Genomic DNA, 20,904 nt, shown 5'->3' with positions numbered 1-20,904 from the left:
GTCATCCCTGTGCGGCAAGAGACTCTACCGTCCCCTCGGTGACATAGGAGGGGTTGATCTGGATGAGCGGGGAGGGCCAGTAGCGGCCGCCCCCATACTCACCGTCCAGGAAGGCATTGATGTCATCCGCCTTGGGCTGGATAAAAGAGCGAGTGAAATCGCGGTAGTCGTTGACCAGCTTGTCCCGGAACTCAAAAACGTCCATGTCTCTCCCCACGAGTCTGCGTGTTGCTGCGATCAGCTGCCGGCTTCTATGGTGGCTGGCTATGGCTGATCGTTGAGCTTAGCACTCTAAGTCTACCAAGGAGGAGGGCGATGCCGGGGACGGTGGCAGTTTCGCTGCCTGACGTGGAGAGGATGGCCGAGGCTGAGGTGGGGTTCAGATCAAGGCTGGAGTGGTACTCACCGATGTCCTGGGTGTCGGCTTCACTGAGAACAACATAGACCTAACCGACTGTCGGGTTCACCCCTTCTATGAATGAGTGGCCCTTGTGGGCCGCTGTGCAGGCCAGAGAGCCGTGAACTCCAGGGGCCTGCCCAGTGCTCTGGCCGCAGCTGTTGCGCGCTGAGGTGGGGATGTGAGCTCTGCTGCATAGTATGAGCTGCCTGGAACGTCACCTTCGACTAGGACGATGCCGATGGCGTCCATTTCATTGGCTGGCAGATCTTTCAGGTATTCGTAGGCGGCATCCTGCCCATTGAGGGGGAGGCTGATCCCGCTGGTGTCATCCCAGGTCCAATCGATATCAGAGCTCAGCCAGTCGTTCACGTCGGCAACCAGCACCTCCTGGAAGGTCTCAGGGCCCATCATCATAAACCAGAGGCCCATCCCGTCTTCCGGGTCGCTGGCGAGGTGTCGAGTCTGCTCGATGACCCTGTCGATCAGCTTGCGCTGTTTGGACGTCCTGGCGCCGCGAGGACCATCGCCCATCCAATAGCGGCTGTAGATGTTGTGCACCGCTTCCATCAGAGCAGGGCAGTCCTCCATGGCAAAGCGCAGCCCCTCGGGGGACTCATGCCACCGCTTGTCGACGTCGTAGATGTCGGAGCGGGTCTTGGGGGCCTCATACCCGGCAAGGGAAAGCGTGCCTGAATCGTCGACTTCGAAGGTGGGCATGTTGTTGACCACAGGTGGCAGGTGACATGGTCATGAGATTAGCAGGTGGATTAGCGAATGCCATCTCGGCATGACCGCCTCGACACGGCTGCTGTGGCGGGATGGGGCAGTGGGACGGGATGGACAGGGGGGCAGGAGTGTCCCGGCAGAAGCGAATGAGAAGAAATTCTATTTTGTGCCAAGACTTTCCTTACATGCAGAGATGGGGCCCCAGAGCGCGAGTAAAGGGCGGGGCACTCGCTACCTGCTGTCCCTGCTTGTTTCCGACGCGTGCTACCTATTTGCTACCTAGAACGAGATGCAACGAAAAACGGCCACCCGCTCGGTGAGCTAAGTGACCGTTTTTACAGTGTTCTTTGGTCGGAGCGACAGGATTCGAACCTGCGACCTTTGCAACCCCATTGCAACGCGCTACCAAGCTGCGCCACGCTCCGACTCTGTTTTCGGCTTCTTGGCCGTCTGGCCTGTCCCCCGAGAACGAGGCGTATACTAGCGCGTTCGCCGGCAAATGGAAAGCCCCTTTTGCACTTTCTTTTCAATCGCTTGGCGTGGGGCCGCTGGGGTGGGGCCAGGGGATCCTCTATCATGGGGAGGCGAAAGGGCGGCGAGGCTCGCCCACACCATGCAATCGGCTCGGAGTGGACATGTACGGACAGGCGCAGCGCGGGCTGCTGAAGGGAATGAATCCACGCGTCACCCTGGTCACGATCCTGGTGGTGGCGGTGGCACTGGTCTACGGCGCCTTCTTCACCGAGCGCCTGGCCGGCGGGCTTGCCGCCGCGCGCGGGCTGCTGGATCCGTTCCTCGAGTGGTACTACGTGCTGCTGGTGGCCTTCCTGCTGCTGTTCATGGTGTGGCTGGGCACGGGGCGCTACAAGAACGTGCGTCTGGGCGGCGACTTCGAGCAGCCGGAGTTCACCTTCTTCTCCTGGGTGTCGATGCTGTTTGCCGCGGGCACCGGGGTGGGCATTCTGTTCTGGGCGGTGGCCCAGCCGATCCTGCAGTTCCAGGAGAATCCCTTCATCGCCGAGGGGATGACCCCGGACGCCGCCCGGGTGGCCATGCGGCTGACCTATTTTCACTGGGGCCTCAACGGCTGGGCGATCTTCTCCTTCGTGGCGCTGGTGCTGGCTTACTTCAGCTATCGCTGGAACCTGCCGTTGACGATCCGCTCCTGCCTCCAGCCCCTGTTCGGCAAGCGAGTGGAAGGGGGGCTGGGCGATGCGGTGGACGTGCTGGCGGTGTTCGGCACCGTGTTCGGCATCGCCACCACCCTGGGGCTGGGCGTGCAGCAGATGAACGCGGGCCTGGGGGCGCTGTTCGGCCTGGAGAGTTCGGTGTGGCTGCAGCTGGCCGTGACGGCGGTGATCATGTCGGTGGCCACCTTCTCGGTGGTCTCCGGGGTCAAGCGGGGGGGTGCGCCTGCTCTCGGAGGCGAACTTCTGGCTGAGCATCGCGGTGGTGGTGTTCCTGCTGCTGTTCGGGCCGACCCAGTACCTGATCGCCATCACCATCGAGTCCGCCGGCGACTACATCCAGAACCTGATGGGCATGACCTTCCACACCAACGCCACCCGGGATGACGGCTGGCAGGCGGAGTGGACGGTCTTCTTCTGGGGGTGGTGGCTGGCCTGGTCGCCCTTCGTGGGGATGTTCATCGCCCGGGTCTCCCGCGGTCGTACCTTCCGCGAGTTCGTGATGGGGGTGCTGCTGGTGCCCACCGTGATCACCGTGGTGTGGATCGGGCTGTTCGGCGGCACCGCTCTCTACCATGAGCTGTTCGGTGCCGGCGGCATCGTGGCCGCGGTGGATCGGGACGTGGCCACGGCGCTGTTCGCCACCATCGAGGCGATGGGGCTCGGGGTGGCGGGGCAGGCCGTCTCCCTGGCGCTGGTGGTGCTGATCGCCACCTACCTGATCACCTCCGCCAACGCGGGCACCCTGGTGATCAACACCATCCTCTCCGGGGGCGACCCGGAGCCGCCGACCTTCCACCGCATCCTGTGGGGAGCGGTGCTCGGCCTGCTGACCGCGGTGCTGCTGCTGGCCGGCGGGCTGGAGACGCTCCAGGCGGCGGTGATCATGGCGGCGCTGCCCTTCTCGGTGGTGATCATGCTGATGATCGCCGGGCTGCTCAAGGCGCTGCACCGCGAGCGCTATGCGGCGCGTACCGGCGAGCGGGCCGAGGCGCCCCGCGAGCCCTGGGCCGACCTGGACGATGCCGGTGTCCAGCCGGTGCCGGTCTCCGATGACGAGGCCCACAAGCCACACTGAACACCCCTCAACGGGTGGCGCAGGGGATGAGAGCGATCGGGGGCGGCAGAGGCTACCCCCTGGGAGAGGAGGAGGGGCGCGATGCCATTGATCATGGGGATGAGCGTGCTGCTGATCTGCCAGTTCCTCGGGGAGCTGCTGGCTCGCGGCCTGATGCTGCCGGTGCCGGGCCCGGTGTTTGGCATGGTGATCCTGCTGGCGGGGCTGATGGTGCGCGGCAAGGTGCCGGACAGCCTGCGCATGACCGGCGAGGGGCTGCTGCGCTACCTGACGCTGCTCTTCGTGCCGGCGGGGGTGGGGCTGATGGTCCACTTCCGGCTGATCGGCCAGGACCTGTGGCCGATCCTGGTCACCCTGGTGTTCTCCACGGCGGTGACGCTGGGGGTGACGGCCTGGCTGCTGGATCGCATGAACCGGCGGCGGGGGAATCGCTCATGAATGTCGCCGACCTCGACCAGCTGTGGGTCTACCTTTCCGGCAGTCCGCTGCTCTCGCTGCTGGCGACCCTGCTGGTGTTCGCCCTGGCGGTGCGCCTCAACAGGGCCCTGGGGGGCACGCCGCTGCTGCATCCAGTGACCCTCTCCATCGCCATGCTGATCGGCCTGCTGCTGCTGGTGGACATGGACTACGCCACCTACTTCGAGGGCGCCCAGTTCATCCACTTCCTGCTGGGGCCGGCCACCGTGGCCCTGGCGATTCCCCTCTATGACCATCGTGAGCGGGTGCGCCGGCTGCTGGGTCCGCTCCTGGTGGCCTGCATGACCGGGATCGTCGCCGCGGTCGCCTCCACCCTGGGGCTGGCGATGGCGCTGGGGGCGCGGCCGGAGACCGTGCTGTCGCTGGCGCCACGCTCGGTGACCTCGCCCATCGCCATGGGCATCGCTGAGCAGATCGGTGGTATCCCGTCGCTGGCCGCGGGACTGGTGCTGCTGACCGGTTCCATCGGCTGTGCGCTCTCGCCCTGGGTGTTCCGGCTGCTGGGGGTGAAGGATCCGGCGGTGCAGGGCTTTACCCTGGGCCTGGCCGCCCATGGCTTCGGCACCGCCCAGGCCTTCGCCCGTATCGGGGCGGTCGCCGGGGCCTTCTCGGGGCTGGCCATGGGGCTCACCGGCCTGCTCACCGCCTTCCTGCTGCCGCTGCTGACACGGCTGTTCGGCCTGGGGGGATAGGCCCCGAGCGGCGGGCGGGAAAGCGGAAACACGAAGCGGCGCCAGATGGCGCCGCTTCGCGTGGTGGGTGTACGGGAGGAGTGGGCACTGGCCCGTCAGATCTCTTCCCAGAGCCGCTTGCGGAAGTCATGACTCAGCCGGGCGGCATGCTCCATGCGCTTCTGCTGGGCGTCGGTCATCTGCTGCACGAGTTTCTGGTAGCAGGCCTGGACCTGTTCGGGGGTGCAGGGGGTCTCGGTCTTGAAGCACTCGTTCATCTGCTCGCCGCTCTCGGCGATCGCTTTCAGAAACTGCGCTTCGAACTCCATGGCCTCGGCCAGGCTCTCTATCCAGGCCGCCTGCATGCGCGCCATCGGATTGACGCCCTTCATCCACTGCTGCTGCCACCAGGCCAGCATGGGATTGGCATTCATCATGCCGAGGTCCATGCCGAAGGGGTTGGTCTTCATGATCGCCTCCTGAACGGGCCCCCTCGGGGCGCGCTGCGGGGTATGGGGAGAAAGCATCTAGAGTATAGGAGAGGTGGTCGGTGATGTGACGCAGGGAATGAGCCTTTCTTGATGCCTGTCACGCCGCCCCCTGCTACTCGGCGAACAGACAAGGAGCTGGCGATGTGGCGCGTGATCAAGTCGGTACTGGCGGCATTCCTCGGCGTGCAGAAGGAGCAGCGCCGCCGCGAGGATTTCGAGCAGGGCAGGCCGCTGGCCTTCATCGTGGTGGGCGTGGTGATGGGGCTGCTGTTCGTGGTGGGGGTGGCGGCGGTGGCCATCGTGGTCGCCCGCTGAGGGGCCCCGTTGAATCCGGCGTTGGTACGCCCGCCGACTGCGGCGAGTTGTCACAGCAGGGTCTTCTATACTGCATCGCAGACACAGCTAATGTTGCGTTAACCGCTAAGACAACAATAACGAGGAGGCGCCGATGCGCACGTTGTTCGTGTGGATGGCGGGCTGTCTGACGGGGCTTGCGTTCGTCCCCGCGGCAGTCGCCAGCGGTTGGAACATGCCGGTGGGGGTCACCGACCTCAGTCGCGAGATCCACTCCCTGCACATGACCATCTTCTGGATCTGCGTGATCATCGGCGTGATCGTGTTCGGGGTGATGTTCTACTCCCTGTTCAAGTTCCGTCGCTCCCGCGGCGCCAAGGCGGCCAACTTCCACGAGAACACCACCGTGGAGGTGCTGTGGACCGCCGTTCCCCTGCTGATCCTGGTGGGCATGGCGGTGCCGGCCACCGCGACCCTCAAGAAGATGTACGACACCTCCGACGCCGAGCTCGATGTGATGATCATTGGCCAGCAGTGGCGCTGGCGCTACGAGTACCTGGGCGAGGATGTCGCCTTCAACTCCAGCATGAGCACCCCGCGCGCCCAGATCCGCGGGGATGAGCCGCGTGGCGAGCACTACCTGCTCGAGGTCGACAACCCCCTGGTGCTGCCCATCAACCGCAAGGTGCGCTTCCTGATGACCTCCGACGATGTCATCCACTCCTGGTGGGTGCCGGACTTCGCCGTCAAGCAGGACACCATTCCCGGTTTCGTCAACGAGAACTGGGTGCGCATCAACGAGCCCGGCATCTATCGCGGCCAGTGCGCCGAGCTCTGCGGCATGGACCACGGCTTCATGCCAATCGTGGTGCATGCCATGGAGGAGGAGGAGTTCGATACCTGGCTCGCCGAGCGTCGCGAGGAGGCGGAGCAGGAGGCGATGGGCGTCGACCGCGAGTGGGAACTGGAGGAGCTGATGGAGCGCGGCGAGGCGGTTTACGCCAGCATCTGTGCCTCCTGCCACCAGCCCGAGGGGCAGGGGGCGGCGCCGGCCTTCCCGGCGCTCGCCGGCAACCAGCGGCTGCTTGACGACCTCGCCTGGCACCTGGACACCATCGTCAACGGCGTGTCCGGCACGGCGATGCCGGCCTTCCGCAGCACCTTGAACCCGGTCGAGATTGCCGCCGTGACCACCTGGACGCGCAACGCCTGGGGCAACGACACCGGTGACGCTGTCCAACCGGCTGACGTGGTCGAGAAGCTGGCGAACCAATAACAACAGCACAATGACAGATCAGGGAGATTCACGATGGCGCCCAAGCTGCCTCCGCATCACCCCGTCGAGCAGAGCACCTCGGCCACCGCCGGCGGCCAGGCAGCCGCCCATCCTGAGCCACCGCGTGGCATCCTGCGCTGGCTGCTGACCACCAACCACAAGGAGATCGGCAGTCTCTACCTGATCTTCTCGCTGATCATGTTCTTCATCGGCGGGATCTTCGCGCTGGTGGTGCGGGCCGAGCTCTTCCAGCCGGGCCTGCAGTTGGTCAATCCGGAATTCTTCAACCAGATGACCACCATGCATGGCCTGATCATGGTCTTCGCGGCGGTCATGCCGGCCTTCACGGGGCTTGCCAACTGGATGATCCCGCTGCAGATCGGTGCGCCGGACATGGCCCTGCCACGGCTCAACAACTTCAGCTTCTGGCTGCTGCCGGTGGCCTTCCTGCTGCTGCTCTCCACCCTGCTGATGCCGGGGGGCGGGCCCAACTTCGGCTGGACCTTCTACGCGCCGCTCTCCACCACCTATGCGCCGCCGTCCACCACCTTCTTCATCCTCTCGCTGCACATCGCCGGCATCAGCTCGATCCTCGGTGCCATCAACATCATCGCCACCATCATCAACATGCGCGCCCCGGGCATGCGGCTGATGGATATGCCGCTGTTCGTCTGGACCTGGCTGATCACCGCCTTCCTGCTGATCGCGGTGATGCCGGTGCTGGCAGGGGTGATCACCATGATGCTGATGGACATCAACTTCGGCACCCACTTCTTCAATGCCGCCGGCGGCGGCGACCCGGTGCTGTTCCAGCACCTGTTCTGGTTCTTCGGGCATCCCGAGGTCTACATCATGATCCTGCCGGCCTTCGGCATCGTCTCGGCGATCATCCCGACCTTCGCCCGCAAGCGGCTGTTCGGCTACGCCTCCATGGTCTATGCCACCGCGGCCATCGCCATCCTCTCCTTCCTGGTGTGGGCGCACCACATGTTCGTGGTGGGGCTGCCGCTGGCCGCCGAGCTGTTCTTCATGTACACCACCATGATCATCGCGGTGCCCACCGGGGTGAAGGTGTTCAACTGGATCACCACCCTGTTCCGCGGCTCCATCACCTTCGAGCCGCCGATGCTCTTCGCCCTGGCCTTCGTGGTGCTCTTCACCATCGGCGGCTTCTCCGGCCTGATGCTGGCCATCGCCCCCGCGGACTTCCAGTACCACGACACCTATTTCGTGGTGGCCCACTTCCACTACGTGCTGGTGCCCGGAGCGGTGTTCGCGATCATGGCGGGGGTCTACTACTGGCTGCCCAAGTGGACCGGCCACTACCCCAACGTGAAGCTGGCCCAGTGGCACTTCTGGCTCTCGGTGATCGGCGTCAACCTGACCTTCTTCCCCATGCACTTCGCGGGCCTGGCCGGCATGCCGCGGCGCATTCCCGACTACGCCCTGCAGTTCGCCGACTTCAACCTGGTGTCGAGCCTGGGGGCCTTCATGTTCGGCACCTCGCAGCTGGTGTTCGTGGCGGTGGTGATCCTCTGCGTGCGCGGCGGCGAGAAGGCGCCGGCCAAGGCCTGGGAGGGCGCCGAGGATCTCGAGTGGAGCGTGCCGAGTCCGGCCCCGCTGCACACCTTCGAGACGCCGCCGACCTTCCAGCGCCAGGAACACTGAGCGAGCCTGGCCCGCGCCCAAGGAGGTGACCCATGACAGAGCCCCAACGCCACTCCACCGCCCCCAACCCCGGCGTGCGCCGCACCGTGGTGCGCTCGGTGGCCGCCCTGGTGGGCATGTTCGCCTTTGCCTTCGCCCTGGTGCCGCTCTATGACGTCTTCTGCCGCGTCACCGGCATCAATGGCAAGGTGGACACCACCGCCCAGGCCATCGTGCACGAGGGGGTGGACAATTCGCGCTACGTCACCGTGCAGTTCATCACCCGCAACGGGTCGGGGCTGCCCTGGAACCTCGAGGTGGAGACCCGCCAGATGCGCGTCCACCCGGGGCAGACCACCGAGGTGGAGTTCGCCTTCCACAATGCCAGCGGTGAGGGCACCTGGGGGCGGGCGGTGCCCAGCGTCTCGCCCTCGAATGCCACGCGCCACCTGCGCAAGGTGAGCTGCTTCTGTTTCGAGGAGCAGCACCTGGAGGCGGGCGAGCGCCTGGAGTTGCCGCTGGTGTTCCAGCTGGCCCGGGACCTGCCGCCCGAGGTCAATACGGTAACCCTGGTCTACACCCTGTATCCGGTCACCCGCGACGAGGCGCCGCTTCAGGCCCGGGCGACTGCCGGCAAAGGAGATGAGGCATGAGCGGTGGCAGCTACTACGTTCCGGCAACCAGCAAGTGGCCGATTCTCGGTTCGCTGGCCCTGGGCCTGATGATGGTCGGCACCGGCATGGTACTGGTGCATGACCGTGGCACTTCATTGATGGTGTTGGGCCTGCTGGCAGTGCTGGCGGTGATGGGACTGTGGTTCCGCGACGTGGTGAAGGAGTCCCGCCAGGGGCTCTACGACGCCCAGATGGACCGCTCCTTCCGCCAGGGCATGGGCTGGTTCATCTTCTCCGAGGTGATGTTCTTCGCCGCCTTCTTCGGAGCGCTCTTCTATATCCGCACCTTCGCCTTGCCATGGCTCGACGGCGAGGGGGCCAAGGGGGTGGCGGCGCTGCTGTGGCCGGAGTTCACCGCCAGCTGGCCGCTGCTCGAGCCGCCCGGTGATGTGGCAGGCCCCCGCGATACCTTCAGCCCCTGGCAGCTGCCGCTGGTGAACACTCTGATCCTGGTGGCGTCGAGCATCACCCTGACGGTGGCCCACGAGGGGCTCAAGGAGGGGCATCGCGATACCACCCGCAAATGGCTGTTCGCCACTCTGCTGCTGGCCATCAGTTTCATCACCATCCAGGGCATCGAGTACTACGAGGCCTATGTTCACTACGGCATCACCCTGGAGGCGGGCATCTACGGGGCGACCTTCTTCCTGCTTACCGGCTTCCACGGAGCCCACGTGATCATCGGCGCCACCATCCTGGCGGTGATGCTGGTGCGCGTGCTGCGCGGCCACTTCTCGAGCGACAACCACTTCGGCTTCGAGGCGGCCTGCTGGTACTGGCACTTCGTGGACGTGGTGTGGATCGGCCTGTTCCTGTTCGTCTATGTCTTCTGAGCCTGGGGCTGGCCGGGTTCGCCAGCATTCCGGGCCGAGTTCAGCCGGCGAGACCGCCGGCGTAGAAGCCGTAAAAGAGCAGGCCCAGCAGGGTGGCGGCCAGGGCGACGCGGAGCTTGAGTGACACCAGCAGCCGGCGCGAGGCGGCCTCGTCGCGGAGCAGGAAGCCCGCACCGGCGGCAAGGCTCGCCAGCATGGCCAGGAACACCAGCGCGATCAGGACCTTGAGTAGCATGGAACACTCCTTGAACGATTCTCCCTCTCAGCATGCCCGTCGCGGGCCATGGCGGCAACGCCTGTGGTGGCTGCTGTGGTCGCCGCTGGTGCTGCTCGGCCTGGGGCTCGGGCTCTGGCAGTGGGAGCGGGCAGGCGAGAAGCGTGACTATCTGGCGGGCCTGGCGGCGGCGCCGCACCTGGAGGCGCCGCACCAGCGGCCGCCGGACGGCAGCCACCTGACCCTGAGCGGTGAGTACCTGGCCGAACAGACGCTGTTCCTCGACAACCGGGTGCTCAATGGGCGTCACGGCGTGGCGCCGCTGACCCCGCTGCGCACCGCCGACGGCCGCCTGTGGCTGGTGCAGCGGGGCTTCCTGGCCAGTGGTGCCGGCCGCGAGACCCCGGAGGTGGAGACGCCGCAAGGCCCGGTGACCCTGGAGGGGCGCTGGCAGGTGGCGGGCGAGGGGGCGCCGCTGTTCGGCCCCAACCGCGAGGGGCAGCGCCTGCAGCGCATCCAGCTCGATGCCTGGGAGCTGCCCTTTGCCCATGACGGCTGGCTGCACCTCGAGCAGGGCCCGGGGCGGCTCGAACCCTGGTGGACGCCCAGCGTGATGCCGCCCAGTCGCCACCTGGGCTACGCCGTGCAGTGGTGGGGGCTGGCGCTGGCCGCCCTGGTGGTGATGGTGATCGGTGGCCGCCGCCTGGGGCGTGACCGCCGGGCGGCCAATGATGATCCCTGTCGTACAGACAACAAGCAGGAGAGCTTGTGATGAGACAGACCTCTCGAGCCCGTGCGTCCCGCCTCAAGGTGCTGGCGCTGCTGTCGCTCTTCGCACTGCCGTTGCTGGTGGCCTGGGCCATGGTGACCTGGCGGGTCGGCATTCCCGAGCAGCGTACCGCCCACGGGGATCTGGCGCCGGATCTCCCGGCGCTGGCGGCCTGGCCCCTGGAGGGGGAGCACGCCGCCGGGCTTGGCGGTGACTGGGTACTGGCCTTCGACTGCGGCGACCAGTGTGCGGCGCTGGCCGACCAGTGGTGGCGCCTGCACCGGGCCCTGGGGCGCGAGGCGCCGCGGGTCAGCCGGCTGCGGGTCGGCGGTGAGGCCAGTGCACTGCCCGGTGAGGCGGTGGCCCACTGGACCGAGCACCCGGCGTGGCATGCCCCCGACCACCTCTGGGTGCTGGACCCGCGAGGCGTACCGGTGCTTGCCTATGGGCCCGAGGTGTCGGCCCGGGACGTGCTCGACGATCTCAATCGCCTGCTGCGCATGAACCCCGAGGTGTTGCGTCGGGATGAGCCCAGGCTGGCGGGACGCTAGGAGGCGACAGGGATGACGACAATGACCAATGAGGCATCTCGGCGCCGCCTGCGGCGGCTCATGGCGCTCAGCCTGGTGGGGGTGGTCTTCACCGTGGCGGTGATCCTGGTGGGGGTGTTCACGCGGCTGGTGGACGCCGGCCTGGGTTGCCCGGACTGGCCCGGTTGCTACGGGCGGCTGGTGGTGCCGGATGAGACCCGGGCCCTGGCCCACACGCCCGAGGCGCCGCTCGAGACCTTCCAGGCCTGGGTCGAGATGGTGCATCGCTACGTGGCCTCGGCGCTGGGGCTGCTGGTGATTGCCCTGGTGGTGCTGGGCGCGCCGCTGCGTCGTCGGCCCGACTACCCCTGGGGGGTGAGCCTCGCGCTGCTGGCGGTGATCCTGGTGCAGGGGGCCTTCGGGGCCTTCACCGTGACTCTCAAGCTGTGGCCCCAGGTGGTGACTCTCCACCTGCTCGGCGGGCTGTCGGTGATGCTGCTGTTCCTGTGGCTGCACCTGCGGCTGCGTCGCTTCGCCGGCGGCCGACTGACGCCGGGTGGCGTGGCGCCGCCGCGCCGTCCGCTGACGCCGCTGTGGGGGCTCGCCATGCTGCTGCTGGTGGCGCAGATCGCCCTGGGAGGCTGGGTCTCCAGCAACTATGCGGGCATCGCCTGCCAAGGCTTTCCGACCTGCAACGGCCAGTGGTGGCCGGCCATGGACTGGAGCGAGGGCTTTCACCTGACCCAGAGCGTGGGGCCCAACTACCTGCATGGCCAGCTGCATGCCGATGCGCGCACGGCCATCCAGATGGGGCATCGGCTGGGGGCCCTGGTGCTGGGGCTGTCGCTGTTGCTGCTGGCCATGCGCCACTGGCATGAGGCGCGTCTGAGGCCCTGGCTGGGGGCGCTGGCTGGCCTCTATGTGGTACAGCTGGGGCTAGGCATCGCCAATGTGCTGCTGTGGCTGCCGCTGTGGCTGGCGCTGCTGCACACCGCCGGGGCGGTGGCGCTGGTGATCGCCATGGCCATGGCGGTGTGGGCCTGGCGCGAGGCCGAAGGCGTGTCGGCATTACAACAATCGACCAAGAAGGAGTGGGTCCATGTCTGAGGCCATGATGACGCAAGTTCGCACGGCAGCGTCCGTGCCGCTGGAGTCGGCCCGTTGGGGCTGGAGAGACCTGCTGACCCTGTGCAAGCCGCGGGTGGTGGTGGTGATGATGGTGTGCGCCCTGGTGGGCATGGCGCTCGCGCGCCCGGTACTGCCGTCGCTGGCCGTGGTGGTCTTCGGGCTGGCCGGCATCGGGCTGGCCGCCGGCGGCGCCGCGGCCTTCAACCACGTGGTCGACCGGCGGCTGGATGCGATGATGCTGCGCACCTCCCGCCGCCCGCTGGCGGCTCGGCGCATGCCCAGCGCGGTGGCGCTGGCCTGGGCCACGCTGCTCTCGGTGGCGGGCGTGGGCCTGCTTGCCTGGCAGGTCAATGCGCTCACCGCCTGGCTGACCCTGGGCTCGCTGATCGGCTATGCGCTGGTCTATACCGCCTTTCTCAAGCACGCCACGCCGCAGAACATCGTGATCGGCGGGGTGGCCGGGGCGGCGCCGCCGCTGCTGGGGTGGACGGCGGTGACCGGGCAGGTCGGTCCTGAGCCGCTGCTGCTGGTGCTGATCATCTTCGCCTGGACCCCGCCGCACTTCTGGGCGCTGGCGCTGCACAAGCGTGAGGAGTACGCACGCGCCGGGGTGCCGATGCTGCCGGTGACCCACGGCGAGGCCTTCACCCGGCTGCAGGTGTGGCTGTATGGGTGGCTCACCGTGGCGGTGACCCTCATGCCCTTCGCCATCGGCATGAGCGGGGCCGTCTACCTGGTGGGCATGGTGGCGCTCAATGCGCGCTTCATGTACTGGAACTGGAAGGTGTGGCGGGGACAGGATCCCAGGGCCCCCCTGGCCGCCTTCTGGTTCTCGATCCGCTATATCCTCGGCGTCTTCGGCGTGCTGCTGCTCGACCACTACGCCATGGCCTGGTCCCTCTGGGGATGAGTCGATGGCGCAGACGACTCCGCCCGGCCAAGGCCGGGCGGAGTCGTGTCGGGGGAGCCGAGGCGCCGTCAAGCGCGGTGGCCTACCAGAGGGTGATCAGCAGGAAGTAGGCCATCAGGGTGACCAGCACGGTGCTGATCAGGTTGAGGGCGAAGCCGGCGCGGATCATCGACTGGATCTTCATGTGGCCGGTGGCGAACACGATGGCATTGGGCGGCGTGGCCACCGGCATCATGAAGGCGCAACTGGCGGCGATGGCGGCCGGCACCGTGACCAGCAGCGGGGAGATGTCCAGCGACAGAGCCAGGGCGCCCAGCAGCGGCAGGAAGGCCGCGGCGGTGGCGGTGTTGGAGGTCACCTCGGTGAGGAAGATGATTACCAGCACCACCACGGCGATCATCGCCAGCAGCGGGAAGGTGCCGAAGATGGCCAGCTGGCCGGCGATCCACTCGGCGAGCCCGGTACGGGTGATGGTGCCGGCCAGGGCCAGACCGCCGCCGAACAGCAGCAGGATGCCCCAGGGAAGCTTCTGGGCCTCCTCCCAGACCATCAGCCGCTCGCCGTCGCCGCGACCGCTGGGCACCAGGAACAGCACCACGCCGGCGGCGATGGCGATGCTAGTGTCGGAGAGCCATGGCAGGCCCAGGTCATTGAGCAGGGGGCGCACCACCCAGGCCAGCGCCGCCAGCGAGAAGATGATCGCCACGCGCAGCTCGGCGGCGCTCATGGGGCCGAGCCTGGCAAGTTCCTGGCTGACCACCCCCGCGCTGTCCTCGCCGGCCTCGAGGCGGAAGCCACCGCGGGTCAGCCACCACCAGGCCGCGCCCATCATGGTGATGCTGATGGGCAGGCCGATGATCATCCACTGGGCGAAGCCGATGTCGATGCCGCGATCCTCAGCCAGGTAGCCGGCCAGCAGGGCATTGGGCGGGGTGCCGATCAGGGTCGCCACCCCGCCGATGCTGGCCGAGTAGGCGATGGCCAGCAGCAGGGCGGTGGCGTAGCGCTTGACCTCGTCGGGGTCGCTGTTGTCACCGAGCAGGCTGATCACCGACATGCCGATCGGGAGCATCATGATGGCGGTGGCGGTATTGGAGACCCACATGCTCAGGAAGCCGGTGGCGATCATGAAGCCGGCGATCTGGCGACGGGGCTGGTGGCCCACCAGCTTGAGCACATGCAGCGCCAGGCGGCGATGGAGGTTCCAGCGCTGCATCGAGATGCCGAGCAGGAAGCCGCCCAGGAAGAGATAGATGATCGGGTTGGCGTAGCTGCCGGTGGCCTCGCCCAGGGTGCCGAGGCCCAGGGCAGGCACCAGCAGCATGGGCAGCAGCGAGGTGACCGGGATGGGGACGGCCTCGGTGGACCACCAGGTGGCCATCAGCAGCGCTAGGGTGCGTTAACAATTGCTGATGGAGATCGGGCTGATTTAGAATATCACCATTTTTCGGTGATCTATGCCTCGGCTAATGCTACGTGATGACCAATGGGAGCGCATCGAGCACATGCTCCCCGGCAAAGCTTCAGATCGCGGGGTGACGGCCAAGGACAATCGCTTGTTCGTGGAAGCCGTCCTGTGGATCGCCCGGACAGGCGCTCCCTGGCGTGATCTGCCCGACGCCTTCGGTCGCTGGCACACTGTCTACATGCGCTATAACCGGTGGTCTAAGAAGGGGGTCTGGCAGCAGGTTATCGACACATTAGCCGATGATCCCGACATGGAGCAGCTGATGATAGATGGCAGTATCGTCAAAGTTCATCAGCATGGGGCGGCAAAAAAAAAACGGCTCAGAGCACCGAAGCCATGGGGAAATCGCGTGGGGGATTGAGCACCAAGATCCACGCGGCGGTCGATGCCCTCGGCAACCCGGTACGGCTAATCCTCACACCGGGCCAAGCGTCTGAGTACGGAGCCGCCCCAGCGTTACTGGCGGGCTTTTCTCCAGCGGCGGTGCTTGGCGACAAGGGGTATGATTCCACCGCTTTGAGGGACATCATTCGAGCGGTGGGCGCCGAGCCGGTGATTCCGCCGAGAAAGAATCGCTTGGAATGCCCCGAGATAGATTGGCACTGTTACAAGGATCGCAACCTGGTAGAAAGGTTCTTCCAGAAAATCAAGCAGTTCAGGCGGCTGGCAACACGCTATGAGCGACTGGCGAGAAACTACCAGTCGCTACTCAACCTTGTATCCGCCGTCATATGGCTGGCCTAATTGTTAACGCTCCCTAGCCCCACGCAGGCCCAGGCGGCCTCGCTCATGCCGGTGGGGGGCGGCAGAATCAGGGTGGCGAGCAACAGGGCGGGGCCCAGCCACAGGCCGAAGCGGCCGGGACCGGAAGGGCCCTGTGTCTTCTCGGGAACATCGGGGCTCGACTGCATGCGTGTCTCCATCAGCGGATTGGCACCGGGGTGCGTGAAAGCGCGGCATTCTACTTAAGTTGTAGTCGTGCGTCAGGATAGTCTTATTCGCCTTTGGTCTAAGGTGTGGCGCCCGCGGTAGGCGGATGCCGGCAACCTTGACTCGGGTAAGGCCAGAGGCAACCCTGTTCCCGCCGTCCCCACCCGACACACCGGACCTCCAGGAGCCTTGTCATGGAGCCAAGCGATACCCAGCCGGACCTCGAGACCCTGGTGTGCCTCTGCGAGGAGGCCGGACGTGCCATCCTGGCGGTGCGCGAGGCGGGCTTCCGGGTCGATGCCAAGGAGGACGCCTCGCCGGTGACGGCCGCGGACCTGGCTGCCCATGAGATCCTGGTGGCGGGCCTTGCGGCCGGTTCGACGCTGCCGATCCTCTCCGAGGAGGGGCGCGAGGTGCCCTGGGAGGCGCGCCGGGAGTGGCAGCGTTTCTGGCTGATCGACCCGCTGGACGGCACGCGCGAGTTCGTCGACGGCTTCGATGACTTCACCGTCAATGTGGCGCTGGTCGAGGCGGGGCGGCCGGTGCTTGGGGTGGTGCATGTGCCGGCCTCGGGCACCAGCTGGGCCGGCGTCTTGGGGCAGGGGGCCTGGCGCTGGCAGGCCGGCCGTCGCGAGCCCATCGGCGTGGCCCCGCGCTGGCCTCCCCGGGTGCTGGCCAGCCGGGCGCACCTCGACCCCGCTACCCGGGCATGGATCTCGGCGATCCCCGGCGCCCGGCTGGAGCGCTGCGGCAGCTCGGTGAAGTTCTGTCGCATCGCCGAGGGGCGGGCCGATCTCTATCCGCGCTTCTCGCCGACCTGCGAGTGGGACACCGCCGCCGGTCAGGCGGTGCTGGAGGCCGCCGGCGGCGTGGTCCTCGCGGCGGACAGCCTGGCGGCACTGCGCTGCCAGCAGGGGGAGAGCCTGGTCAACGGCCACTTCATCGCCTGTGCGACGCCGGCCTGGCGGGAGCGCCTGGCGGTCCTGCGGCGGCAGGCGGTTGGGGAGAGCGGGCGGCACCGGTAGAATGGGGCCACCCCCGATTCGACCCACAACCTCGAGAGCCCTGATGTCGACAACCACTGCGCTTGTCCTCGCTGGCCTCGGTCTGGCGATCATCGCCGGCCTGGCCGCCTACGCCTATACGCTTCGCCAGGAGGTTCGCCGCCGGCAGGCCTTCCGTGAGGAGGAGGAGCGCCGCGCCCACGACAACTGCCTGGAGAACCTCGAACTCGTGGCCTCGGCCCTGCTCCAGGAGCAGGTGGATATCACCGAGGGGGGCTGGCGCTGCAAGGTGCTGCTGGAGATTCTTGATCCGCGGCTGCTGGAGCGCGAGGCCTTCCGCCCCTTCGGTGAGGTCCATGAGCGCACTCGCCACCTGCACACCCATGCGGCGCGCAAGGCGCTGACGCCCAAGGAGCGCTTCAAGGAGGATCGCGAGCGGCTGACCGTGGAGGAGGAGCTGCGCGAGGCGGTGCTCGGTGCGGCCGGTGCGGTACTGGAGTTCCGGCGCAACTGGCCGGGCAGCCTGCACTGACGCCTGAATGCCTCACGCCTGTTATCGAACACTGTGCGTATATTGTAACGATCTGCTAAGTTCATAAGAAGGCGATTGAAAGATGGGGCGAGCTGCTGCAAGCTTGGCCCGTGCCGAACCTGCCCGGATCGTGAAGCGGTCTGCGGCAGGCGAGGTCTGGTCGCGGCGGAGCCGACTCCGCGGCGCCCAATCGTCGGGATCATCTGGGAAGGCGGTGAACCTGTTGCCTGACCTGGAACCAAGAAAGAAAAAGAGAAGGAGTTTCACATGAAGAAGTCCACGACTGGCTTGCTGCTCGGTTCCGCTCTGGTGGTTGGCCTTGCCGGCTGCGCCACCCCCAACACCACCCCCTCGTCCGATCGTCCCTGGTACCAGCAGCCGGTGACCTGCGGCATCGCTGGCAGCCTGATCGGCGGCAGCATCGGCTACGCCACCAGCGGCAGCTCCGATGAAGAAGAGGGTGCCGCCACCGGTGCCGTAGCCGGTGCCGCCATCGGCGCCCTGCTGTGTGCCGACCGCACCCCGGCCCCGGTGGCCGAGCCCGAGCCGATGCCTGAGCCCGAGCCTGAGCCCGAGCCCGTGCCGGACTTCGAGCCGGTGACCCTCTCCAGCGAGGTCAACTTCGCGTTCGATTCCGATGCGCTGACCCCCGCTGCCGAGTCGACCCTGGACGAAGTCGCCCGTCGTCTGCGCGAGCATACCGACGTGCGCATTCGCATCGAGGGTCACACCGACTCCGTCGGCTCCGCCCAGTACAACCAGGGCCTCTCCGAGCGTCGTGCCAATTCCGTGCGCACCTACCTGGAAAGCCAGGGCGTCGCCGGTGACCGCATGATCGCCGTGGGCTACGGTCTGGAGCGTCCGGTTGCGAGCAACGACACCGACGAGGGCCGTGCCCTGAACCGTCGCGTCGAGATCGACCGTCAGTAATCGACCGTCGTGAACCGGGCGAGTCATCGCCCGACCGGCAGGGGCGCCTTCGGGCGCCCCTGCTTCGTTCCGGCTGGCGGTCGCGGTCGGTGGCGCCCCGGTGACCGACTCTGGTAAGGTAGTCGCCGCTTTTCCATCCCTGTTTACCGCGACACGTGGTCTCTCGTATGGGCCACCACTGCGCACAAGGACCCCCTTCATGCCCATCGTTACCCTGCCCGACGGCAGTCAGAGAACCTTCGATACCCCGATCACCGTGATGCAGCTGGCCGAGGCGATCGGCCCCGGGCTTGCCAAGGCCTGCGTGGCCGGCAAGATCGACGGTGTGCCGGTGGATACCGCCGACCTGATCGAGCACGACGCCGAAGTGGCCATCCTCACCGCTCGCGATGCCGAGGGGCTGGAGGTGATCCGCCACTCCTGTGCCCACCTGATCGGCCACGCCGTCAAGCAGCTCTTCCCTGAGGCGAAGATGGCGATCGGTCCGGTGATCGACGACGGCTTCTACTACGATATCGACTTCGGTCGCCCGGCGACTCCCGAGGACCTCGAGGCGATCGAGAAGCGCATGAAGCAGCTGATCGACAAGGACTACGACGTGGTCCGCGAATACGTCGATCGTGATAAGGCCATGCTCGCCTTCCTGCACCGCGACGAGCCCTACAAGCAGGAGATCGTGCGCGAGATCCCGGAAGGCGAGACCATCCGCCTCTATCACCACGAAGAGTACACCGACATGTGTCGGGGGCCCCATGTGCCTAACACCCGGCACCTGCAGGCCTTCAAGCTCACCAAGCTGGCCGGTGCCTACTGGCGCGGCGATGCCACCAAGCCGATGCTGACTCGCATCTACGGCACCGCCTGGCCCGACAAGAAGCAGCTCAAGGCCTACCTCAAGCGCCTCGAGGAGGCCGAGAAGCGCGACCATCGCAAGCTGGCCCGGAAGATGGACCTCTTCCACCTCCAGGAGGAGGCCCCGGGCATGGTGTTCTGGCACCCCAACGGCTGGACCATGTACCAGGCGCTCGAGCAGTACATGCGCCGGGTGCAGATCGAGAACGGCTACCAGGAGATCAAGACGCCCCAGGTGGTGGATCTCTCGCTGTGGAAGAAGTCCGGCCACTGGGGGCACTACAGCGAGCTGATGTTCACCACCGAGTCCGAGAAGCGCGACTACGCGGTGAAGCCGATGAACTGCCCCTGCCACGTGCAGGTGTTCAACCAGGGCCTCAAGAGCTACCGGGACCTGCCGCTGCGCCTGGCCGAGTTCGGCAGCTGCCACCGCAACGAGCCCTCCGGTTCGCTGCACGGCCTGATGCGCGTGCGCGCCTTCACCCAGGACGACGCCCACATTTTCTGCACCGAGAAGCAGATCCAGGCCGAGGCCGAGGACTTCATCGCCCTGACCCTGAAGGTCTACAAGGAGCTGGGCTTCGATGACGTGGAGCTCAAGCTCTCCACCCGTCCCGATGACTTCCTCGGTGAGCCGGAGATGTGGGATCGTGCCGAGGCGGGCCTCGAGGCGGCGCTCAACTCCACCGGACTCCAGTGGGAACTGCAGCCGGGCGAGGGGGCCTTCTACGGCCCCAAGATCGAGTTCTCCCTGCGCGACTGCCTCAATCGGGTCTGGCAGTGCGGCACCCTGCAGCTCGATTTCAACCTGCCGGGTCGCCTCGGCGCCCAGTTCGTCGACGAGGACGGCGCCCGCAAGACCCCGGTGATGCTGCACCGCGCGATCCTGGGCTCCTTCGAGCGCTTCCTTGGGATCCTCATCGAGCACTACGCCGGGGCCATGCCGCTGTGGCTGGCGCCGCAGCAGGCGGTGATCCTCAATATCACCGATGCCCAGCGCGATTACGTGCTGGATCTCGAGAAGCGTTTGCAGAAAATCGGCCTGCGCGTCAAGGCGGACTTGAGGAACGAGAAGATCGGCTTTAAAATCCGCGAGCATACGTTGCAGAAAGTTCCCTATCTCCTCGTGGTGGGGGATAAGGAAGTCGAGGCCGACTCGGTGGCCGTGCGCACACGCACCGGCGAGGATCTAGGCACCATGCGGGTCGATGACCTCATCGAGCGTCTGAACGCCGAACTCGGCTGACGACATCGTCAATCGTCTTAAGGAGACTGAGCGATCAAGCGAAGCAACCCAAGAGGGCGCGTCCAGGATAAGCGCCCCCCGATGAACGAGCGTATTACCGAGGATCAGGTTCGCCTGATCGATGCCGACGGCGAGCAGCTGGGCGTCGTGCCCACCAGTGAAGCACTGGAGCGCGCCGAAGCCTCGGGACTCGACCTCGTACAGATATCCAATGCCGATCCGATCGTCTGCAAGATCATGGATTACGGCAAGTTCGTCTTCGAGCAGAAAAAGCAGAAGTCCGCTCAGAAGAAGAAGACGAAGCAGATTCAGGTCAAGGAAGTCAAGTTCCGGCCTGGCACCGACGAGGGCGACTATCAGGTCAAGCTTAAGAACCTGATCCGTTTCCTCGAAGGTGGCGACAAGGGCAAGGTCACGCTGCGTTTCCGCGGTCGTGAGATGGCGCACCAGGACCTCGGCCGCAAGCTGATGGAACGGATCGCCGCCGATCTCGAGGAGATCGGGACCGTGGAGTCCTTCCCCAAGATGGAAGGGCGGCAGATGATCATGATCATTGCCCCCAAGAAGAAGCAGTAAGCAGCAGTAGAGAAGAAGTGATCCGGCGGCCCGTCCAACGGGCGGTGGGGTAGCCCATCGT

The 20,904-nt window shown here is 66.3% G+C and carries 25 protein-coding genes and 1 tRNA gene; 19 read left to right on the top strand and 7 right to left on the bottom strand.

All coding sequences use genetic code 11. The features are described from left to right. Position 1 precedes the first annotated feature (1 nt). The 3 genes from B6N23_RS01260 to B6N23_RS01250 all read right to left on the bottom strand — a co-directional run bounded on the left by B6N23_RS01260 (position 2) and on the right by B6N23_RS01250 (position 1,551). Positions 2-205, bottom strand: coding sequence for a hypothetical protein (locus B6N23_RS01260; protein ID WP_305501395.1), 204 nt, complete (start codon positions 203-205; stop codon positions 2-4). Positions 206-472: 267 nt separating this feature from the next. Continuing rightward, positions 473-1,117 (bottom strand): hypothetical protein, encoded by a 645-nt coding sequence (locus tag B6N23_RS01255; RefSeq protein WP_305501393.1) that lies wholly within the window; start codon positions 1,115-1,117, stop codon positions 473-475. 357 nt (positions 1,118-1,474) lie between these two features. Continuing rightward, positions 1,475-1,551 (bottom strand) — tRNA-Pro (locus B6N23_RS01250). Positions 1,552-1,761: 210 nt separating this feature from the next. Here B6N23_RS01250 and B6N23_RS01245 point away from each other — a divergent pair. From B6N23_RS01245 to B6N23_RS01230, 4 genes are all read left to right on the top strand, one after another. Next, on the top strand, positions 1,762-2,700 hold the full coding sequence (locus B6N23_RS01245) for a BCCT family transporter (protein WP_369424793.1): 939 nt from the start codon (positions 1,762-1,764) through the stop codon (positions 2,698-2,700). After that, entirely contained in the window at positions 2,582-3,391 is an 810-nt protein-coding gene (locus B6N23_RS01240; RefSeq protein ID WP_369425127.1) for a BCCT family transporter, read from the top strand. Before B6N23_RS01245 ends, B6N23_RS01240 begins: the two co-directional genes overlap by 119 nt. A gap of 81 nt (positions 3,392-3,472) precedes the next feature. After that, complete coding sequence (locus B6N23_RS01235; RefSeq protein ID WP_169958415.1) at positions 3,473-3,829, top strand: CidA/LrgA family protein; 357 nt, start codon at positions 3,473-3,475, stop codon at positions 3,827-3,829. Beyond that, a complete protein-coding gene (locus B6N23_RS01230; protein WP_302138462.1) occupies positions 3,826-4,560 on the top strand; it encodes an LrgB family protein in 735 nt (244 codons plus the stop codon). Before B6N23_RS01235 ends, B6N23_RS01230 begins: the two co-directional genes overlap by 4 nt. A gap of 95 nt (positions 4,561-4,655) precedes the next feature. On the opposite strand, the gene B6N23_RS01225 is transcribed toward B6N23_RS01230, so the two are convergent. After that, complete coding sequence (locus B6N23_RS01225; protein ID WP_169958413.1) at positions 4,656-5,009, bottom strand: hypothetical protein; 354 nt, start codon at positions 5,007-5,009, stop codon at positions 4,656-4,658. A 162-nt stretch (positions 5,010-5,171) separates the two neighbouring features. Between B6N23_RS01225 and B6N23_RS01220 the strand changes: the two genes are divergently transcribed. The 5 genes from B6N23_RS01220 (at position 5,172) to B6N23_RS01200 (ending at position 9,754) form a co-directional block, all read left to right on the top strand. Next, positions 5,172-5,345: a DUF2970 domain-containing protein gene (locus B6N23_RS01220; RefSeq protein WP_169958412.1), complete on the top strand. Its 174-nt coding sequence runs from the start codon at positions 5,172-5,174 to the stop codon at positions 5,343-5,345. Between the two features lie 133 nt (positions 5,346-5,478). Next, entirely contained in the window at positions 5,479-6,600 is a 1,122-nt protein-coding gene (coxB, locus tag B6N23_RS01215; protein ID WP_305501389.1) for a cytochrome c oxidase subunit II, read from the top strand. Positions 6,601-6,633: 33 nt separating this feature from the next. Beyond that, the gene (gene ctaD / locus B6N23_RS01210; protein WP_305501387.1) at positions 6,634-8,268 is read left to right on the top strand and encodes a cytochrome c oxidase subunit I; all 1,635 of its coding nucleotides are present in this window, start codon (positions 6,634-6,636) and stop codon (positions 8,266-8,268) included. A 32-nt stretch (positions 8,269-8,300) separates the two neighbouring features. Further along, positions 8,301-8,900: a cytochrome c oxidase assembly protein gene (locus B6N23_RS01205; RefSeq protein ID WP_305501385.1), complete on the top strand. Its 600-nt coding sequence runs from the start codon at positions 8,301-8,303 to the stop codon at positions 8,898-8,900. Then, positions 8,897-9,754, top strand: a complete 858-nt coding sequence (locus B6N23_RS01200; RefSeq protein WP_305501382.1) for a cytochrome c oxidase subunit 3 — start codon at positions 8,897-8,899, stop codon at positions 9,752-9,754. Before B6N23_RS01205 ends, B6N23_RS01200 begins: the two co-directional genes overlap by 4 nt. A 40-nt stretch (positions 9,755-9,794) precedes the next feature. On the opposite strand, the gene B6N23_RS01195 is transcribed toward B6N23_RS01200, so the two are convergent. Continuing rightward, entirely contained in the window at positions 9,795-9,989 is a 195-nt protein-coding gene (locus B6N23_RS01195) for a DUF2909 family protein (protein WP_110068630.1), read from the bottom strand. A 10-nt stretch (positions 9,990-9,999) separates the two neighbouring features. Here B6N23_RS01195 and B6N23_RS01190 point away from each other — a divergent pair, with 10 nt between their 5' ends. The 4 genes from B6N23_RS01190 to cyoE are packed head-to-tail and all read left to right on the top strand — an operon-like array spanning position 10,000 to position 13,305. After that, complete coding sequence (locus tag B6N23_RS01190) at positions 10,000-10,740, top strand: SURF1 family protein (protein WP_305501378.1); 741 nt, start codon at positions 10,000-10,002, stop codon at positions 10,738-10,740. Beyond that, a complete protein-coding gene (locus B6N23_RS01185; RefSeq protein WP_305501376.1) occupies positions 10,740-11,288 on the top strand; it encodes a redox-active disulfide-containing membrane protein in 549 nt (182 codons plus the stop codon). The genes B6N23_RS01190 and B6N23_RS01185 overlap by 1 nt, the downstream gene beginning before the upstream one ends. A gap of 21 nt (positions 11,289-11,309) precedes the next feature. After that, complete coding sequence (locus tag B6N23_RS01180) at positions 11,310-12,374, top strand: COX15/CtaA family protein (protein ID WP_305501374.1); 1,065 nt, start codon at positions 11,310-11,312, stop codon at positions 12,372-12,374. 7 nt (positions 12,375-12,381) lie between these two features. Next, positions 12,382-13,305 carry a heme o synthase gene (gene cyoE, locus B6N23_RS01175; protein WP_439649851.1) on the top strand — a complete coding sequence of 308 codons (924 nt, stop codon included), beginning with the start codon at positions 12,382-12,384 and terminating at the stop codon, positions 13,303-13,305. 82 nt (positions 13,306-13,387) lie between these two features. Here the strand turns inward: cyoE and B6N23_RS01170 are convergent, their stop codons facing one another. Beyond that, the gene (locus B6N23_RS01170) at positions 13,388-14,686 is read right to left on the bottom strand and encodes an SLC13 family permease (RefSeq protein ID WP_305501370.1); all 1,299 of its coding nucleotides are present in this window, start codon (positions 14,684-14,686) and stop codon (positions 13,388-13,390) included. A 76-nt stretch (positions 14,687-14,762) separates the two neighbouring features. On the opposite strand from B6N23_RS01170, the gene B6N23_RS01165 reads away from it, so the two are divergent. Further along, positions 14,763-15,517, top strand: a protein-coding gene (locus B6N23_RS01165) for an IS5 family transposase (RefSeq protein WP_305501369.1) whose coding sequence is annotated in 2 segments (ribosomal slippage) — positions 14,763-15,093 and positions 15,093-15,517 — 756 coding nt in all. Because the reading frame shifts where the segments join, the coding sequence is not laid out codon by codon here. Here B6N23_RS01165 and B6N23_RS01160 read toward each other — a convergent pair. Then, positions 15,514-15,684 (bottom strand): hypothetical protein, encoded by a 171-nt coding sequence (locus B6N23_RS01160; protein WP_305501367.1) that lies wholly within the window; start codon positions 15,682-15,684, stop codon positions 15,514-15,516. The genes B6N23_RS01165 and B6N23_RS01160 overlap by 4 nt on opposite strands. 213 nt (positions 15,685-15,897) lie before the next feature. On the opposite strand from B6N23_RS01160, the gene cysQ reads away from it, so the two are divergent. The 5 genes from cysQ (at position 15,898) to infC (ending at position 20,843) form a co-directional block, all read left to right on the top strand. After that, positions 15,898-16,728, top strand: a complete 831-nt coding sequence (gene cysQ / locus B6N23_RS01155; RefSeq protein ID WP_302138441.1) for a 3'(2'),5'-bisphosphate nucleotidase CysQ — start codon at positions 15,898-15,900, stop codon at positions 16,726-16,728. A gap of 43 nt (positions 16,729-16,771) precedes the next feature. Continuing rightward, on the top strand, positions 16,772-17,239 hold the full coding sequence (locus B6N23_RS01150; RefSeq protein WP_305501365.1) for a DUF2489 domain-containing protein: 468 nt from the start codon (positions 16,772-16,774) through the stop codon (positions 17,237-17,239). Between the two features lie 267 nt (positions 17,240-17,506). Next, entirely contained in the window at positions 17,507-18,169 is a 663-nt protein-coding gene (locus tag B6N23_RS01145; protein WP_302138436.1) for an OmpA family protein, read from the top strand. A 199-nt stretch (positions 18,170-18,368) separates the two neighbouring features. Continuing rightward, entirely contained in the window at positions 18,369-20,267 is a 1,899-nt protein-coding gene (thrS, locus tag B6N23_RS01140; protein ID WP_305501363.1) for a threonine--tRNA ligase, read from the top strand. A gap of 33 nt (positions 20,268-20,300) precedes the next feature. Continuing rightward, positions 20,301-20,843 (top strand): translation initiation factor IF-3, encoded by a 543-nt coding sequence (gene infC / locus B6N23_RS01135; protein ID WP_258306193.1) that lies wholly within the window; start codon positions 20,301-20,303, stop codon positions 20,841-20,843. Positions 20,844-20,904: the final 61 nt, after the last annotated feature.

This window comes from Halomonas alkalicola, assembly GCF_030704205.1.
Taxonomy (GTDB): Bacteria; Pseudomonadota; Gammaproteobacteria; order Pseudomonadales; family Halomonadaceae; genus Halomonas; species Halomonas alkalicola.
This window is presented reverse-complemented; position numbering and strand designations above follow the sequence as displayed.